Genomic DNA, 15,197 nt, shown 5'->3' with positions numbered 1-15,197 from the left:
GACGCTGCACCTGCAGCACCAGCTTCACCGGTTGGGCCCGTTCCGCTTCGGCGGGGCGGGCCCATTCCGGGTTCCCAGTCCGGTCGCGCGTGACCCGCTCGTCCCGGTCTGCGGGCGTGGCGGGCTCAGCCGTCGAGGACGGCGAGGGCGCGGCCGACGGCACTGATGCTCTCGGTCGTGATGGGGTCGAGGACGAGCTGGACGTGCTCCGCGCCTGCCTCGGCCATCGCGTGGAGGTGCTCCGCCAGTGCTCCGGGATCGCCGCTGACGGGCGCCACCGAGGCGGCGTATCCGGAGTCGCCCATGACGCGGCCCGCCCCGCCGGCGAGCTGGACGAAGACAGCCGCCGTCGCGCCGACGGGATCGGTCCGACCCGCCGCCGACACCGCCGCGTCGACCCGCGCCTTGAGCCGTGCGAACTCGGCCGGGGAGTTGGCGTAGTCGCTCCACCAGGTGTTCCAGAGGTCGACGTGGGGCAGCCCGATGCGCAGCATGCGCGGCCCGGTCGAGCCGAGCATGAGCGGTGGCCCGCCCGGACGCGTCGGGCCGGGGTCGAGGACGCAGCCCGTGAGTTCGTGGAAGCGGCCGTGGTGGTCGATGCGTCCCTCGCGCAGGAGGGTGCGGATGACGGTGAAGGCCTCCTCGAAGCGCGTGACCCGCTCGTCGAACGGGAAGCCGTACGCGGTGTACTCCCGCTCGTTCCAACCGGCCCCGAGTCCGAGCACCAGACGGCCGCCGGAGATGCCGTCGACGGTCGCGGCCATCTTGGCGAGCATCGCCGGCGCGTGGAAGGCGGTCGAGGCCACGAACGGTCCCAGCTCGACCCGTGAGGTGGCGGCGGCGACCGCGGCCAGCGAGGTCCACACCTCCCACGGCCCACGGGTGAGCCCACCCGGAAGGTCGTAGAGCAGGTGGTCACCGAGCCAGAGCGAGTCGAGCCCGACCTCCTCGGCCGTGCGGGCCATGGTGAGCAGCTCGGGCCACTCGACCCGCCGCTCGACCTCGGGCAGCTGGACGCCGACCCGCAGTGGGCGGCTCATCGGCACAGGTGCGGACGGTGGGTGCTCATGCCCCGATCCAACCCGAGGACGCCGCCACCGTCACGGGTTCCCGGCCCGAGGGTCACTGGCCGAGGGCCACGAGCACGACGGTGTCGGAGTCGGCCGCCAGGTAGGCCCGGGCGCGGAACGAGCCCTCGGCGAAGGCGGCATCCAGCGCGTCGGAGCGGAGCAGCCGCCCGGCCGGCAGGGCCGAGCGGACGCCGTCCTCGACGTCGGGGGTCGCCGTCGTCGGTGCGGGGGAGTCGGCGCGCAGCGCGGACGCGGCGTCGGGGGACAGCTGGACGACGGCGTCGATCCAGTACGTCGACGGGCCGGGTGCGTCACCGGCGAGCGTGCCCGACATCCACGTCGCGGAGACCGGCGCTCCCAGGGCGGTGAAGCGCTTCGTCAGCGGGTCGAGGTCGTGGCGCACCTCGCCGGTGCCGGTCTTCGTCGCTGCGCTCACGGTGCTCCTCGTTCGGTCGTCGGGCGGCGTGGGGGACGACGTGCTGCACGCGGCGGTCGTCAGGGCGAGCAGGGCGGTGGTCGCGGACAGCGTCACGGCGGTGACGCGTCGAGAGCGGGTCATCGACTGCTCCCTCGCTCGTCGGCGCGGTCCTCACGACCGAGCCCCGGGGTGCGCTCGACGTCGCCGGGGCCGACGTGGAGGTCCGCAGGGGGCGAGCCGACCGGCCAGGTGACCGTCCGGGCGACGTCGCCGCTCGAGGGGAACGGCTTGGCCCACCCGATCTCGGTGAACCGGCCGTTCTCGTTGTCGCCGGCGCCGCTGGCGATGTCCTTCTGGTCCGGGTTGAAGTTGTAGTAGTCCTCGGCGTGGACGGTGACCGTCATCGTGACCTGGCCGTTCTCGACGGTGACGTCGGCGCTGCTCCACTGCTGGTAGCCGCCGATCGTCTTCTGCCAGTTCTCCGTCTGCGGGTAGGCGGTGGCCGGGTGGGCGCCGCCCGTCATGCTGAAGTGCGTGTTGCCGTGGCGCACCATCTCGTCGACGGCGGCGGCCGTGCGCGACACCTCGCCGTCGACGTTGCGGGCGATGGAGGGGTCCTCCGTGTAGCCCTCCTCGTAGTCGAACCGGGCGGGCTCGCCGTCGTTGTCCCAGTAGTGGGCGTACATCGCGGTCGCGTCGTCGAGGTCGGACTTGAGCGCCCGACCGGCCTCGAGCTTCGCCATCCACTCGGCCTTCGCGATGTAGTCGTGCCACGTCGAGTCCTTCGAGTCGTACTCGAAGCCCTCGTCCCACTCGATGTCCGGCTTCTTCGGCTCCCCGAAGTCGTAGCCGTCGACAGGGCCGCCCGTGCCCGTCGTGGCCGGTGGCGGGGGACTGGTGGGCGTCGGGGCCGGTCCGGGGGAGGGCGACGGGCTGGGGCCGAACGACATGGGCACTGCGGCTCCGAGGGGGCCGCCACCGCTGCCGCCGCTGCCACCGCCGGTGTCGCCGCGTCCGCTGCCGCCGACACCTCGACCGCTGGCGGACCGCTGCCTGGCAGCGTTCTCGCGCAGCGTCGCGCCGAGGCCGCCCAGCGCGCGCTCGAGGGCGTCGATGCCCGGACCGGAGGACCGCCAGTCGCCGCGGAAGGCATCGAAGTCGCGCCCACCCCAAGCGCTCCCGAGCCGCGCGACCGCCTGGTCGACGGCGCCGCGGGCGGCCCGGCACTCGCCGGCGCAGCGGTCGAGCCGACCCGCCGCCCGTTCGAGCGCGTCGGGATCGGCTCCCTTCCTGTACACGACCACGGTCCGGTCCCCCTGTGACGACGGCTGCCGACGGCTCCCGCGCGCAGACGCGGGTGGCTCTTCCCCAGACCCTAGGCAGGCACGCGTCGGTCGGCCAATGGGGAGCGCTACCCACTGGCCCGAGCCGCGGGCCGGGCGGGTCGCCAGAACCAGGGCGTCACGACGCCGAGCACGTCCGCGACCGCGTGGCGCACCTCGCTCGCGTGGGGCACGTCGACCGGTCGGCCGTCGTGGAGCACCTGCTCGCCGAGGGCGACCTGCAGCGACCGGAGGGCGCGCATCGTGTTCGACACGTGGGGCGGCACGGGCCCGGGCTCGCCGGAGTCGAAGAGCGCACGGACGCGGTCGAGCCAGGCCACGGCGCCGGCGGCGTCGAGCTCGGGGTGCGTCAGCACGAGCGCCACCGCACAGGCGACGCGGTCCTCCTCCTGGTCGCGCCACACGGCGTCCGTCGGCTCCACCAGCCGCGCCGCGAGGGCGTCGAGCAGCTCCGCGGGGTCACCGACGCCGACCACGCCGCACGTCCCGTAGAAGTCGGCGCCGGAGCCCCGCGTGCACCCAGCCGAGCACGGGGTCGTGGCCGCGCAGGTCGCGCTCGCCGACCCACCACCGCGTCACGGCGGACACCCACGCCGGGTCGCCCTCGCCTTCCGCGACGAGCCCGGCGAGGACCAGCGGCGCGAACGCCCGGGCCTCGACGCGCGGGTGGTGCAGCCGCTCGAGCATCGCCTCGCCGAGCCAGGCGCGGTCCTCGACGCCGAGCGCGCCCTCGCGCACGAGCCGCGCCAACGACGTGTACGCCCCGTCGTCGCGCACGTGGGGGTCGGGGGAGGCGAGGTCGTCGACGAGCGAGGTCAGCACTCCATCAGGCATGAGCCCGATCCTGTCAGGCCGACGGCAGGCGGACGGGCGCCGGTGGGTAGGGTCGGGAGCCATGGCGCACTCCTTCGACACCGACTCCGAGGCCCAGGGGCTCATCGACTACGTGGATGCGTCCCCGACGCCGTTCCACGCGTGCGAGCAGGCGGCGCGCCGTCTCGCCGAGGCCGGCTTCACCGAGGTCGTCGAGACCGACCCGTTCCCGACCGAGCCGGGGCGCCACTGGCTCGTCCGTGGCGGCTCGCTCATCGCGTGGGACACCACCGGGGCGCACGCCTCGGGCGCCGGGCCGGCCGCAGGCTTCCGCGTCGTCGGAGCGCACACCGACAGCCCGAACCTGCGTGTCAAGCCGAACGCCGACCACGTCAAGGCCGGCTGGCAGATGCTCGCCGTCGAGCCGTACGGCGGCCTGCTGCAGAACTCGTGGCTCGACCGCGACCTCGGCCTCGCCGGCCGCGTCACGGTCCGCACGGCGTCCGGGGTGCAGGAGCGCCTCTTCCACGACAGTGACCCGATGCTGCGGGTGCCCCAGGTGGCGATCCACCTCGACCGCACCCAGAACGAGGCGCTGACCCTGAACCGGCAGCAGCACCTGGTGCCGGTGTGGGGCGTCGGTGACACCCCGGGCGACTTGCCCGCCTACCTCGCGGCGCACGTCGGCGTCGACCACGAGGACGTCCTCGCGTGGGACGTCATGACCCACCCGGTGCAGCCCTCGGCCCGCATCGGCCGCGACCGCGACCTCATCGCCGCCCCGCGCCTCGACAACCTGGCCACCTCGTACGCGGGCGTCCGCGCCATGGTCGACGCCTCGGCGTCCGAGCCGGGCCACGTGCCGGTCCTCGTCCTCTTCGACCACGAGGAGATCGGCAGCACCTCCGAGCGCGGCGCGGTCTCGACGCTGCTGCCCTCGGTCCTCGAGCGCATCGTCCTCGCCGCCGGCGGCACCCGCGACGACTTCTTCCGGGCGCTCGCGGCCACCGTCATCGCCTCGGGCGACATGGGCCACGCGACCCACCCGAACTACTCCGAGCTGCACGAGCCGCTGCACCAGATCCGCGTCAACGGCGGTCCGGTGCTCAAGGTCAACACCAACCTGCGCTACGCCACCGACTCGGTCGGCGCCGCGGCGTTCCGGCTCGCGTGCGAGCAGGCCGGCGTGCCGATGCAGACCTTCGTGGTGCGCAGCGACCTGCCGTGCGGCTCGACCATCGGCCCGGTCACCTCGGCCCTCACCGGTGCCACCACGGTCGACTTCGGCGCGGCGACCCTGTCGATGCACAGCGCGCGCGAGCTCATGGGTGCCGAGGACCCGGCCATGTACGCCGGCGCGCTCAGCGCCTTCCTCGCGCCCGCCTGACGGCCCGACCCGACGCGTCGACCGTGGTGGGAGCGCCGGGCAGCGGACGCGTCGGCCTGCCGTGGGAGGATCGACGCGTGGAGCTGACCGTGCCCGACCGGCCGACGCTGGTGTACGACGCCGACTGCGGCTTCTGCACCCGCAGCGCGCAGTTCGCCCGGCGCTGGGTCGACCGGCGCGGCCGCTACGACGTGCGGCCCTGGCAGGAGCTCGACCTCGGCGCCGTCGGGCTCAGCCCGCAGGACTGCGACGAGGCAGCCCAGTTCGTCACCGCCGACGGCTCGATCCGCTCGGGTCACCGGGCGGTGGCCAGCGCCGTGACGCACGGCGCTCCCGCCTGGCGCCCGCTCGGGTACCTCCTGCTGGCACCGGGAGTGTCGCGCCTCGCGGCCCGCGTGTACACGTGGGTCGCCGACCACCGGTACCGGCTGCCGGGCGGCACCGCCGCCTGCGCGCGACCGGCGCCCGACGCCGGCCGCGACGCCGCGTCCGGCTGATCGCCGGGGGAGGGCGGCGACGCCGGGCTCCCGCGCGCGACCTGCGACGACGCGGCCGGGAGCGTCCGGAGGACCGGCGACGCGCCACGGTCGGGGGTGGTGCGCGCGGTCCGGGCCTCGATTTGATAGGGCCCGTACCCCTCTGGCACACTGTTCAGGTTGCTTGACGCGCGTCGCTGACCCATGTCGGCGGAGCCGCCCCTCGAGAGCCTCCTGACGGGGACTCGCCAGGACTCCTCTCGGAGGCCCGAGGGAAGCGCAATGCAACCCGGTTCGGCCGGGACTCACGACGAAAGTGGCACTTCCGTGCGCACTTTCTCCTCGTGGAGAGGGCGACACGCCCGACCTCGGGGGTCGGAGGCCAAGGGAACCGGCAGTCAGAAGCGAGAGAGAGACGTTCATCAGATGGCGGGACAGAAGATCCGCATCCGGCTGAAGTCGTACGACCACGAGGTCATCGACAACTCGGCCCGGAAGATCGTTGACACAGTGACGCGCGCCGGCGCGACCGTGGTGGGCCCCGTCCCGCTGCCGACGGAGAAGAACGTCTTCGTCGTCATCCGGTCGCCGCACAAGTACAAGGACAGCCGCGAGCACTTCGAGATGCGCACGCACAAGCGCCTCATCGACATCATCGACCCGACGCCCAAGGCCGTCGACTCGCTGATGCGTCTCGACCTGCCGGCGGACGTCAACATCGAGATCAAGCTCTGAGGCGGTTGGTGAACATGACGACTGTTGCTCAGCAGAAGACCATCAAGGGCGTCCTCGGCGAGAAGCTCGGCATGACCCAGGTGTGGGACGCCGACAACCGCCTCGTGCCCGTGACCGTGGTCAAGGCCGGCCCCTGTGTCGTGACCCAGGTCCGCAGCGGCGACGCCGACGGCTACGACGCCGTCCAGATCGCCTTCGGCGCCATCGACCCGCGCAAGGTCAACAAGCCGATGACCGGCCACTTCGAGAAGGCCGGCGTGACGCCGCGCCGTCACCTCGTCGAGCTGCGCACCGCCGACGCCGGCGAGTACGAGCTCGGCCAGGAGATCACCGCCGAGTCCTTCGAGGCCGGCCAGCGCGTCGACGCCACCGGCACCACCAAGGGCAAGGGCTTCGCCGGTGTCATGAAGCGTCACGGCTTCCACGGCGTGTCCTCGTCGCACGGTGCGCACCGCAACCACCGCAAGCCTGGCTCCATCGGCGGCTGCGCCACGCCGGGCCGTGTCTTCAAGGGCATGCGCATGGCCGGTCGCATGGGTGGCGTTCGCCAGACGACCCAGAACCTCCAGATCCACGCCGTTGACGCCGAGAAGGGCCTGCTGCTCATCAAGGGTGCCGTCCCCGGCCCCCGCGGTGGCATCGTCCTGATCCGCACGGCTGCGAAGGGTGCATGAACGACATGGCAACCAAGACGCAGAACCTGCCCGCCGAGATCTTCGACGTCCAGACCAACGTCCCGCTGATCCACCAGGTCGTGGTGGCGCAGCTGGCCGCCGCTCGTCAGGGCACGCACTCGACCAAGACCCGCGGCGAGGTCCGCGGCGGTGGGCGCAAGCCGTACCGCCAGAAGGGCACCGGTCGTGCCCGTCAGGGCTCGACGCGTGCGCCGCAGTTCGCCGGCGGTGGCGTCGTCCACGGTCCGCAGCCGCGCGACTACGCCCAGCGCACCCCCAAGAAGATGAAGGCCGCCGCCCTGCGCGGTGCCCTCTCCGACCGGGCCCGCTTCGAGCGCATCCACGTCGTCGACTCCATCGTGTCGGGCGACGTGCCCTCGGCGAAGGACGCCGCGGTGTTCCTCGCCGGCCTGACCGAGCGTCCGAACCTGCTCGTCGTCCTCGAGCGTGGCGACGACCTGACGTTCAAGTCGGTCCGCAACCTGCAGAACGTCCACGTCCTGGTCTCCGACCAGCTCAACACCTACGACGTCCTCTGCGCCGACGACATCGTGTTCACCCAGGCCGCCCTCGACGCCTTCGTCGCCGGCAGCACCAAGGGTGCCGAGGCCGACAAGGAGGCCACCAAGTGAGCATCCACGCCAAGGACCCCCGCGACATCCTCATCGCGCCGGTCGTCTCCGAGAAGTCCTACGGGCTGCTCGACGAGGGCAAGTACACCTTCATCGTCGACCCGAGGGCCAACAAGACGGAGATCAAGATCGCCATCGAGCAGATCTTCGACGTCAAGGTCGACAAGGTCCACACCCTGAACCGTCAGGGCAAGAGCCGTCGCACCCGTTTCGGCATCGGCAAGCGCAAGGACACCAAGCGTGCGATCGTCTCCCTCCGCGAGGGCACGATCGACATCTTCGGTGCGGGCGCCTGAGACCGACGAAGAATCGTAAGGACTTAACGAACATGGGTATCCGCAAGTACAAGCCGACCACACCGGGCCGTCGCGGCTCGTCGGTCGCCGACTTCGTCGAGATCACGCGCAGCACCCCGGAGAAGTCGCTCGTCCGACCGCTCTCCAAGACGGGTGGCCGCAACAACGCCGGACGCATCACGACGCGTCACATCGGTGGCGGTCACAAGCGCGCCTACCGCGTCATCGACTTCCGTCGCCACGACAAGGACGGCGTGCCGGCCAAGGTCGCGCACATCGAGTACGACCCCAACCGCACGGCGCGCATCGCGCTCGTCCAGTACGCCGACGGCGAGAAGCGCTACATCCTGGCGCCGAACCGCCTCAAGCAGGGCGACCCGATCGAGAACGGCCCCGCGGCCGACATCAAGCCGGGCAACAGCCTGCCGCTGCGCAACATCCCCGTCGGTACGGTCGTGCACGCCATCGAGCTCAAGCCGGGTGGCGGCGCCAAGATCGCCCGTTCCGCCGGTGCGCGCGTCCAGCTCGTCGCCAAGGACGGCCCCTACGCGCAGCTGCGCATGCCGTCCGGTGAGATCCGCAACGTCGACGTGCGCTGCCGCGCCACCGTCGGCGAGGTGGGCAACGCCGAGCAGAGCAACATCAACTGGGGCAAGGCCGGCCGCATGCGCTGGAAGGGCAAGCGCCCGACCGTCCGTGGTGTCGCCATGAACCCGGTCGACCACCCGCACGGTGGTGGTGAGGGCAAGACGTCCGGTGGTCGTCACCCCGTCAGCCCTTGGGGTCAGGCCGAAGGCCGCACCCGCAAGGGACACAAGGAAAGCGACAAGCTCATCGTGCGTCGCCGTCGTACTGGCAAGAAGCGCTGATAAGGAGCCTTTGGAATGCCTCGTAGCCTGAAGAAGGGCCCCTTCATCGACGACCACCTTCAGAAGAAGGTGGACGCCCAGAACGAAGCGGGCACCAAGAACGTCATCAAGACCTGGTCGCGTCGTTCGGTCATCAGCCCGGACATGCTGAACCACACCTTCGCCGTCCACGACGGCCGCAAGCACGTCCCGGTGTTCGTCACCGAGTCGATGGTCGGCCACAAGCTCGGCGAGTTCGCACCGACCCGCACGTTCAAGGGTCACGTGAAGGACGACAAGAAGGGTCGTCGTCGCTGATGGCCATCGAATCCAAGGAAGTTGTCATGGAAGCCAAGGCTTCGGCCCGGCACGTCCGGGTCAGCCCGCAGAAGGCCCGCCGTGTCGTGGACCTGATCCGCGGCAAGGCCGCGACCGACGCCGTCACGGTGCTCACGTTCGCCCCGCAGTCGGCGTCCGACCCGGTCAAGAAGGTGCTCGAGAGCGCCATCGCCAACGCCCGGTTCAAGGCCGACAAGGAGTCGGTGGCCTTCGACGAGCGCAACCTCGTCATCACGGCCGCCTTCGTCGACGAGGGCCCGACCATGAAGCGTTTCCGTCCGCGAGCCCAGGGCCGCGCCGGTCGCATCAACAAGCGGACGAGCCACATCACCGTCGTCGTCACCCAGCCCGAGAACACGAAGGGAGCCCGCTGATGGGTCAGAAGGTCAACCCCCACGGCTTCCGTCTGGGCATCACCACCGACCACAAGAGCCGTTGGTTCGCCGACTCCACCAAGCAGGGTCAGCGCTACCGCGACTACGTGAAGGAAGACGTCGCCATCCGTCGCCTCATGGCGACCGGCATGGAGCGCGCGGGCATCGCCTCGGTCGAGATCGAGCGCACCCGTGACCGCGTCCGCGTCGACATCCACACGGCCCGCCCGGGCATCGTCATCGGCCGCCGCGGCGCCGAGGCCGACCGCATCCGCGGCGAGCTCGAGAAGCTCACCGGCAAGCAGGTCCAGCTCAACATCCTCGAGGTGAAGAACCCCGAGATCGTGTCCCAGCTGGTCGCCCAGGGCATCGCCGAGCAGCTCTCGGCCCGCGTGGCCTTCCGCCGCGCCATGCGCAAGGGCATGCAGTCCGCCCAGCGCGCCGGCGCCAAGGGCATCCGCGTGCAGGTCTCCGGCCGCCTCAACGGCGCCGAGATGAGCCGCACCGAGTTCTACCGCGAGGGTCGCGTCCCGCTGCACACCCTGCGTGCGCAGATCGACTACGGCTTCTACGAGGCCCGCACCACCTTCGGCCGCATCGGCGTCAAGGTGTGGATCTACAAGGGCGACATGACGGCCAAGGAGCTCGCGGCCCAGCAGGCCGCCGCTCCGCGCCCGTCGCGTGGTCCGCGTCGTGACGGCGGTGACCGTCCGAACCGCGCCCGTCGTGGTGACCGCAACGAGACCGCCGCTGCTCCGGCAGTGAACGAGACCGCTGCTGCCGAGGCCCCTGCCGCGGCCAGCACCGAGAATGAGCAGGCCTGACCATGTTGATTCCCCGTCGAGTCAAGCACCGCAAGCAGCACCACCCGGATCGTCACGGTGCTGCCAAGGGTGGAACGAAGATCGCCTTCGGTGAGTACGGCATCCAGGCTCTCGAGCCGGCCTACGTCACCAACCGCCAGATCGAGTCCGCTCGTATCGCGATGACCCGCTACATCAAGCGTGGCGGAAAGGTCTGGATCAACATCTACCCGGACCGTCCGCTCACGAAGAAGCCCGCCGAGACCCGCATGGGTTCCGGTAAGGGTTCGCCCGAGTGGTGGGTCGCGAACGTCAAGCCGGGTCGCGTCATGTTCGAGCTCTCGGGCGTGGCCGAGCCGGTCGCCCGCGAGGCCATGCGTCTCGCGATGCACAAGCTCCCGATGAAGTGCCGCTTCGTCCAGCGTGAGGGTGGTGACAACTGATGGCAGTCGGAACGAAGGACCTGGCTCCGAACCAGCTGCGTGGTCTCGATGACACGAAGCTCGCCGATGAGCTGAAGAAGGCCAAGGAGGAGCTGTTCAACCTCCGGTTCCAGTCCGCCACGGGCCAGCTGGACAACCACGGTCGTCTGCGCGCGGTCAAGAAGGACATCGCGCGGATCTACACCGAGATGCGCGAGCGCGAGCTCGGCATCGGCTCGGCCCCGGTCGAGCAGGCTGTCCCGGCCAAGGCCGAGGACGACAAGGCCGAGAAGAAGGCCAAGAAGGCTGACAAGAAGGCCGAGAAGAAGGCCGACAAGAAGGCCGAGGCCGACACGGCTGAGGAGACCCAGGCATGAGCGAGAAGGACACCGTGACCACGGACGCGACCACCGGTTCGACCAGCGAGCGCAACAACCGCAAGACCCGTCAGGGCTACGTGGTGAGCGACAAGATGGACAAGACCGTCGTCGTCGAGGTCGAGGACCGCGTCAAGCACGCGCTCTACAGCAAGGTCATCCGTCGGACCTCCAAGGTCAAGGCGCACGACGAGAAGAACGAGGCCGGCCTCGGTGACCGCGTGCTCATCATGGAGACGCGTCCGCTCTCCGCGACGAAGCACTGGCGTGTCGTCGAGATCCTCGAGAAGGCCAAGTAAGCCACCCCCCATTTCCGTTCGGCAAGGCTCACCCGGGTGACCGGGTGAGAACCAGCACGACGACAGGAGTTAGACAGTGATTCAGCAGGAGTCGCGACTGCGCGTCGCCGACAACACCGGTGCCAAGGAGATCCTGTGCATCCGTGTTCTCGGCGGTTCGGGCCGTCGATACGCCGGCATCGGCGACACCATCGTCGCCACCGTCAAGGACGCCATCCCGGGCGGCAACGTCAAGAAGGGCGACGTGGTCAAGGCCGTCATCGTCCGGACCGTCAAGGAGCGTCGTCGTCCCGACGGCTCGTACATCAAGTTCGACGAGAACGCCGCGGTCATCCTGAAGAACGACGGTGACCCGCGTGGTACCCGCATCTTCGGTCCCGTCGGCCGTGAGCTGCGCGAGAAGAAGTTCATGAAGATCATCTCGCTCGCGCCGGAGGTGCTCTGACCCATGGCGAAGATGAAGATCAAGAAGGGTGACCTCGTCCAGGTCATCTCGGGCCGCAGCCAGAAGAACGGCGGCGACCGGGGCAAGCAGGGCAAGGTCATCGCGGTGTACCCCGAGACGCAGCGCGTGCTCGTCGAGGGCATCAACCGTGTCACCAAGCACGTCAAGGCCGGCGCCACCGCCCGTGGCACCCGCACCGGTGGCCTGACCCACACCGAGGCCGCGATCCACGTGAGCAACGTGGCCGTCGTCGACCCGGAGACGAAGAAGCCGACCCGCGTCAAGACGCGCGTCGAGACGGTCGAGCGCAACGGTCGCCAGAAGGCGTCCCGCGTGCGCGTCGCCGTGAAGTCGGACAAGGACCTCTGAACATGACGCAGACCACCACCAAGCCGCGCCTCAAGCAGCGCTACCAGGACGAGATCAAGGGCGCCCTGCAGGAGCAGTTCGGCCACGCCAACGTCATGCAGGTCCCCGGCGTCGTCAAGGTCGTCGTCAACATGGGCGTCGGTGACGCGGCGCGCGACAGCAAGCTCATCGAGGGTGCTGTCCGTGACCTCACCGCGATCACCGGCCAGAAGCCGATCGTGACGCGGGCCCGCAAGTCCATCGCCCAGTTCAAGCTCCGCGAGGGCATGCCGATCGGTGCGCACACGACGCTGCGCGGCGACCGCATGTGGGAGTTCCTCGACCGTCTCGTCACGATCGCGCTCCCGCGCATCCGTGACTTCCGTGGCCTGTCGCCGAAGCAGTTCGACGGCAACGGCAACTACACGTTCGGCCTGACGGAGCAGTCGATGTTCCACGAGATCGACCAGGACCGCATCGACCGCGTCCGTGGCATGGACATCACCGTCGTCACCACGGCCACCAACGACGACGAGGGTCGCGCGCTGCTCAAGCAGCTCGGCTTCCCCTTCAAGGAGAACTGACATGGCCAAGACCGCCCTGATCAACAAGGCGAACCGGAAGCCGAAGTTCAAGGTCCGCGCCTACACGCGGTGCCAGAAGTGCGGTCGCCCGCACTCGGTGTACCGCAAGTTCGGCCTGTGCCGCATCTGCCTTCGCGAGATGGCGCACGCGGGCGAGCTGCCGGGCGTGACCAAGAGCTCCTGGTAATCCACCGGTAGCCACCCAAAGACCAGCCAAAACCTCTGGCACCGTAGGTCGGCCCGGAGCGCCCGCAAGGCGCCTCGGTGTCCGAAACCCCGGTGAGGAAGGGCAAAGAGCCCACCATGACCATGACTGACCCGATTGCGGACATGCTGACCCGCGTCCGGAACGCCAACTCGGCGCACCACGACGTCGTCTCCATGCCGTACTCGAAGCTCAAGAAGAACATCGCCGAGATCCTCCAGGCCGAGGGCTACATCGCCTCCTGGAAGGTCGAGGAGGCCGAGGTCGGCCAGACGCTGACCATCGACCTCAAGTACGGCCCGAACCGCGAGCGCTCCATCGCCGGCGTGCGTCGCGTGAGCAAGCCCGGCCTGCGCGTCTACGCCAAGTCGACGAACCTGCCCAAGGTTCTCGGTGGCCTCGGCGTCGCGATCCTGTCGACGTCGAACGGTCTGCTGACCGACCGCCAGGCACACGAGAAGGGCGTGGGTGGGGAAGTCCTCGCCTACGTCTGGTAAGGAGACGCTGACATGTCGCGAATCGGACGACTCCCTGTCTCCATCCCCTCGGGTGTGGACGTCAACGTCGCGGGCCAGGACGTCACCGTCAAGGGCCCCAAGGGTGAGCTCTCGCTGACCGTCGTCACGCCGATCACCGTCGAGGTCGCCGAAGGCACCCTCGAGGTCAAGCGGCCCGACGACGAGCGTGACTCGCGCGCCCGCCACGGCCTGACGCGCTCGCTCATCAACAACATGGTCCTCGGTGTGACCGAGGGCTACGAGAAGAAGATGGAGATCCACGGCACGGGTTACCGTGTCGCCGCGAAGGGCTCGGACCTCGAGTTCTCGCTCGGATACTCGCACCCGATCCTCATCCAGGCTCCCGCCGGCATCAGCTTCGCCGTCGAGAACCCGACCCGCTTCTCGGTGCAGGGCATCGACAAGCAGCTCGTCGGTGAGGTCGCGGCCAACATCCGCAAGCTGCGCAAGCCCGACCCGTACAAGGGCAAGGGCGTTCGCTACGCGGGCGAGCAGATCCGTCGCAAGGTTGGAAAGGCCGGTAAGTAAGCCATGGCAATGATCATCAAGCGCGGCAAGTCCAAGGCTGCCGCCCGCATCCGTCGCCAGGTGCGCGGTCGCAAGAAGATCGCCGGCACGACGGCCCGTCCCCGCCTCGTCGTCTCGCGCTCGAGCCGTCACCTCTTCGTCCAGGTCGTCGACGACACGGTCGGCAAGACCGTCGCCTACGCCTCGACGATGGAGGCCGACCTCCGCGCGTTCGACGGCGACAAGACGGCCAAGGCCAAGAAGGTCGGCGAGCTCGTCGCCGCCCGCGCCAAGGACGCCGGCGTCGAGTCCGTCGTGTTCGACCGTGGTGGCAACAAGTACCACGGCCGCGTCGCGGCGATCGCCGAGGGCGCCCGCGAAGGCGGTCTGGCCCTGTGAGCAACTTCGTGAACGCAATTGTTGAGATGAGGAACATCTGATGCCCGGACAGCAGCGTCGAGGCACCGGCCCCGCCGGTGGCGGCGAGCGCACCGAGCGCGGAGACCGCCGTGACAACCGCGGTGGCCGCGACAACCGCGACAGCCGTGACGACAAGAACCAGTACGTCGAGCGCGTCGTGACCATCAACCGTGTCGCCAAGGTCGTCAAGGGTGGTCGTCGCTTCAGCTTCACGGCCCTCGTCGTCGTCGGTGACGGTGACGGCACCGTGGGCGTCGGCTACGGCAAGGCCAAGGAAGTTCCCTCGGCCATCGCCAAGGGTGTCGAGGAGGCCAAGAAGAACTTCTTCAAGGTCCCGCGCATCCAGGGCACCATCCCGCACCCCGTCCAGGGTGAGGCCGCGGCCGGTGTCGTCATGCTCCGTCCCGCCGCCCCCGGTACCGGTGTCATCGCCGGTGGTCCGGTGCGTGCGGTCCTGGAGTGCGCCGGCATCCACGACGTCCTCTCCAAGTCGCTGGGCTCGGACAACGCCATCAACATCGTGCACGCGACCGCGCAGGCCCTGCGCGACCTCGAGCGCCCCGAGTCGGTCGCTGCCCGTCGTGGCAAGACCCTCGAGGAGGTGGCCCCGGCCGCCATGCTCAAGGCCCGTGCCGCCGGTCTCGCCGAGGCCAAGGCCGCGGCCGACAAGGCTGGTGCGTGATGGCTCGTCTCAAGGTGACCCAGACCCGTTCCGAGATCGGTGGCAAGCAGAACCAGCGTGAGACGCTGCGCAGCCTCGGTCTGAAGCGCATTGGCGACGTCGTCGTCAAGGAGGACCGTCCAGAGATCCGCGGGATGGTCAAGACGGTGACGCACCTCGTGACCGTCGAGGAGGTTGACTGA

27 protein-coding genes are annotated in these 15,197 nt (G+C 69.8%); 22 read left to right on the top strand and 5 right to left on the bottom strand.

Annotation, left to right across the window (positions count from 1 at the left end):
• Positions 1 to 125 precede the first annotated feature (125 nt).
• The 5 genes from AC3A5R_RS04405 to AC3A5R_RS04385 form a co-directional block, all read right to left on the bottom strand.
• Entirely contained in the window at positions 126 to 1,040 is a 915-nt protein-coding gene (locus AC3A5R_RS04405) for an LLM class flavin-dependent oxidoreductase (RefSeq protein ID WP_487619522.1), read from the bottom strand.
• Positions 1,041 to 1,122: 82 nt separating this feature from the next.
• Positions 1,123 to 1,629: a hypothetical protein gene (locus tag AC3A5R_RS04400; protein WP_487619521.1), complete on the bottom strand. Its 507-nt coding sequence runs from the start codon at positions 1,627 to 1,629 to the stop codon at positions 1,123 to 1,125.
• Positions 1,626 to 2,792 carry a WXG100 family type VII secretion target gene (locus AC3A5R_RS04395; RefSeq protein WP_487619520.1) on the bottom strand — a complete coding sequence of 389 codons (1,167 nt, stop codon included), beginning with the start codon at positions 2,790 to 2,792 and terminating at the stop codon, positions 1,626 to 1,628. Before AC3A5R_RS04395 ends, AC3A5R_RS04400 begins: the two co-directional genes overlap by 4 nt.
• Before the next feature lie 107 nt (positions 2,793 to 2,899).
• On the bottom strand, positions 2,900 to 3,307 hold the full coding sequence (locus AC3A5R_RS04390; protein ID WP_487619519.1) for a DUF2785 domain-containing protein: 408 nt from the start codon (positions 3,305 to 3,307) through the stop codon (positions 2,900 to 2,902).
• The gene (locus tag AC3A5R_RS04385; RefSeq protein WP_487619518.1) at positions 3,291 to 3,665 is read right to left on the bottom strand and encodes a DUF2785 domain-containing protein; all 375 of its coding nucleotides are present in this window, start codon (positions 3,663 to 3,665) and stop codon (positions 3,291 to 3,293) included. Before AC3A5R_RS04385 ends, AC3A5R_RS04390 begins: the two co-directional genes overlap by 17 nt.
• A 61-nt stretch (positions 3,666 to 3,726) precedes the next feature.
• Between AC3A5R_RS04385 and AC3A5R_RS04380 the strand changes: the two genes are divergently transcribed.
• The 22 genes from AC3A5R_RS04380 to rpmD all read left to right on the top strand — a co-directional run bounded on the left by AC3A5R_RS04380 (position 3,727) and on the right by rpmD (position 15,197).
• Positions 3,727 to 5,031 (top strand): M18 family aminopeptidase, encoded by a 1,305-nt coding sequence (locus AC3A5R_RS04380; RefSeq protein WP_487619517.1) that lies wholly within the window; start codon positions 3,727 to 3,729, stop codon positions 5,029 to 5,031.
• A 77-nt stretch (positions 5,032 to 5,108) separates the two neighbouring features.
• On the top strand, positions 5,109 to 5,528 hold the full coding sequence (locus tag AC3A5R_RS04375) for a thiol-disulfide oxidoreductase DCC family protein (protein ID WP_487619516.1): 420 nt from the start codon (positions 5,109 to 5,111) through the stop codon (positions 5,526 to 5,528).
• Between the two features lie 405 nt (positions 5,529 to 5,933).
• Positions 5,934 to 6,242, top strand: a complete 309-nt coding sequence (gene rpsJ / locus AC3A5R_RS04370) for a 30S ribosomal protein S10 (RefSeq protein ID WP_009775966.1) — start codon at positions 5,934 to 5,936, stop codon at positions 6,240 to 6,242.
• 14 nt (positions 6,243 to 6,256) lie between these two features.
• Positions 6,257 to 6,916 (top strand): 50S ribosomal protein L3, encoded by a 660-nt coding sequence (gene rplC, locus AC3A5R_RS04365; protein ID WP_076264128.1) that lies wholly within the window; start codon positions 6,257 to 6,259, stop codon positions 6,914 to 6,916.
• Positions 6,913 to 7,548, top strand: coding sequence for a 50S ribosomal protein L4 (gene rplD / locus AC3A5R_RS04360; RefSeq protein WP_487619515.1), 636 nt, complete (start codon positions 6,913 to 6,915; stop codon positions 7,546 to 7,548). Before rplC ends, rplD begins: the two co-directional genes overlap by 4 nt.
• The gene (gene rplW / locus AC3A5R_RS04355; protein ID WP_076264094.1) at positions 7,545 to 7,844 is read left to right on the top strand and encodes a 50S ribosomal protein L23; all 300 of its coding nucleotides are present in this window, start codon (positions 7,545 to 7,547) and stop codon (positions 7,842 to 7,844) included. Before rplD ends, rplW begins: the two co-directional genes overlap by 4 nt.
• Positions 7,845 to 7,876: 32 nt before the next feature.
• On the top strand, positions 7,877 to 8,713 hold the full coding sequence (rplB, locus tag AC3A5R_RS04350; protein WP_323096488.1) for a 50S ribosomal protein L2: 837 nt from the start codon (positions 7,877 to 7,879) through the stop codon (positions 8,711 to 8,713).
• 15 nt (positions 8,714 to 8,728) lie between these two features.
• Positions 8,729 to 9,010 carry a 30S ribosomal protein S19 gene (gene rpsS / locus AC3A5R_RS04345; protein WP_323096489.1) on the top strand — a complete coding sequence of 94 codons (282 nt, stop codon included), beginning with the start codon at positions 8,729 to 8,731 and terminating at the stop codon, positions 9,008 to 9,010.
• Between the two features lie 26 nt (positions 9,011 to 9,036).
• On the top strand, positions 9,037 to 9,405 hold the full coding sequence (rplV, locus tag AC3A5R_RS04340) for a 50S ribosomal protein L22 (protein ID WP_076264096.1): 369 nt from the start codon (positions 9,037 to 9,039) through the stop codon (positions 9,403 to 9,405).
• Positions 9,405 to 10,229 (top strand): 30S ribosomal protein S3, encoded by an 825-nt coding sequence (gene rpsC, locus AC3A5R_RS04335; RefSeq protein ID WP_323096491.1) that lies wholly within the window; start codon positions 9,405 to 9,407, stop codon positions 10,227 to 10,229. Before rplV ends, rpsC begins: the two co-directional genes overlap by 1 nt.
• 2 nt (positions 10,230 to 10,231) lie before the next feature.
• Positions 10,232 to 10,651, top strand: coding sequence for a 50S ribosomal protein L16 (gene rplP, locus AC3A5R_RS04330; RefSeq protein ID WP_076264098.1), 420 nt, complete (start codon positions 10,232 to 10,234; stop codon positions 10,649 to 10,651).
• Positions 10,651 to 11,007 (top strand): 50S ribosomal protein L29, encoded by a 357-nt coding sequence (gene rpmC, locus AC3A5R_RS04325; protein ID WP_076264099.1) that lies wholly within the window; start codon positions 10,651 to 10,653, stop codon positions 11,005 to 11,007. Before rplP ends, rpmC begins: the two co-directional genes overlap by 1 nt.
• A complete protein-coding gene (gene rpsQ, locus AC3A5R_RS04320) occupies positions 11,004 to 11,306 on the top strand; it encodes a 30S ribosomal protein S17 (protein WP_323096493.1) in 303 nt (100 codons plus the stop codon). The genes rpmC and rpsQ overlap by 4 nt, the downstream gene beginning before the upstream one ends.
• 76 nt (positions 11,307 to 11,382) lie before the next feature.
• Complete coding sequence (rplN, locus tag AC3A5R_RS04315) at positions 11,383 to 11,751, top strand: 50S ribosomal protein L14 (RefSeq protein ID WP_076264101.1); 369 nt, start codon at positions 11,383 to 11,385, stop codon at positions 11,749 to 11,751.
• Between the two features lie 3 nt (positions 11,752 to 11,754).
• Positions 11,755 to 12,120 (top strand): 50S ribosomal protein L24, encoded by a 366-nt coding sequence (gene rplX / locus AC3A5R_RS04310; protein WP_076264102.1) that lies wholly within the window; start codon positions 11,755 to 11,757, stop codon positions 12,118 to 12,120.
• Between the two features lie 2 nt (positions 12,121 to 12,122).
• Positions 12,123 to 12,683: a 50S ribosomal protein L5 gene (gene rplE, locus AC3A5R_RS04305; protein WP_487619514.1), complete on the top strand. Its 561-nt coding sequence runs from the start codon at positions 12,123 to 12,125 to the stop codon at positions 12,681 to 12,683.
• A gap of 1 nt (position 12,684) precedes the next feature.
• On the top strand, positions 12,685 to 12,870 hold the full coding sequence (locus tag AC3A5R_RS04300; RefSeq protein ID WP_013493557.1) for a type Z 30S ribosomal protein S14: 186 nt from the start codon (positions 12,685 to 12,687) through the stop codon (positions 12,868 to 12,870).
• Positions 12,871 to 12,986: 116 nt separating this feature from the next.
• Positions 12,987 to 13,385 (top strand): 30S ribosomal protein S8, encoded by a 399-nt coding sequence (rpsH, locus tag AC3A5R_RS04295; protein ID WP_487619513.1) that lies wholly within the window; start codon positions 12,987 to 12,989, stop codon positions 13,383 to 13,385.
• Between the two features lie 12 nt (positions 13,386 to 13,397).
• The gene (gene rplF, locus AC3A5R_RS04290) at positions 13,398 to 13,934 is read left to right on the top strand and encodes a 50S ribosomal protein L6 (protein WP_487619512.1); all 537 of its coding nucleotides are present in this window, start codon (positions 13,398 to 13,400) and stop codon (positions 13,932 to 13,934) included.
• Between the two features lie 3 nt (positions 13,935 to 13,937).
• Complete coding sequence (rplR, locus tag AC3A5R_RS04285; protein ID WP_076264106.1) at positions 13,938 to 14,312, top strand: 50S ribosomal protein L18; 375 nt, start codon at positions 13,938 to 13,940, stop codon at positions 14,310 to 14,312.
• A 40-nt stretch (positions 14,313 to 14,352) separates the two neighbouring features.
• Positions 14,353 to 15,015 (top strand): 30S ribosomal protein S5, encoded by a 663-nt coding sequence (gene rpsE / locus AC3A5R_RS04280; protein WP_323096499.1) that lies wholly within the window; start codon positions 14,353 to 14,355, stop codon positions 15,013 to 15,015.
• Entirely contained in the window at positions 15,015 to 15,197 is a 183-nt protein-coding gene (rpmD, locus tag AC3A5R_RS04275) for a 50S ribosomal protein L30 (protein ID WP_034715233.1), read from the top strand. The genes rpsE and rpmD overlap by 1 nt, the downstream gene beginning before the upstream one ends.

This window comes from Intrasporangium sp. Soil_C_50, from assembly GCF_057656595.1.
This window is presented reverse-complemented; position numbering and strand designations above follow the sequence as displayed.